Raw genomic sequence first — 267 nt, 5'->3', positions numbered from 1 at the left:
GTTGCTTGCGCGATAACTTTCTGCGAAACACCGCTTTACCCGCCGTATCCTGACCATGAAGGTGAAAAGCGTGCTTACCCAGATCAATACCGACCAATGTGACGTTTTGCATGGCAGATCTCCCAAGGAATCCCGGCAGAGAGAGGTGGCGCCGGAATTTCGGACAAGGTCGGTAAGTGGAACGGTCGGGGCCTGAGCTGGTCATAGGGACCAGCAAAAGGAACCCAAAGATGGCAAAAAGAAGCCGCCGGTCGCATAGCCCGGCAT

1 pseudogene is annotated in these 267 nt (G+C 55.1%); it reads right to left on the bottom strand.

Going from position 1 to position 267, the window contains the following annotated elements:
* Nucleotides 1-112: pseudogene (locus VSR82_RS40245) on the bottom strand (IS110 family transposase); the annotation flags it as partial.
* Nucleotides 113-267: the final 155 nt, after the last annotated feature.

Origin of the sequence: Burkholderia sp. JPY481, assembly GCF_038900515.1 — a bacterium.
GTDB lineage: Bacteria > Pseudomonadota > Gammaproteobacteria > Burkholderiales > Burkholderiaceae > Paraburkholderia > Paraburkholderia youngii.
This window is presented reverse-complemented; position numbering and strand designations above follow the sequence as displayed.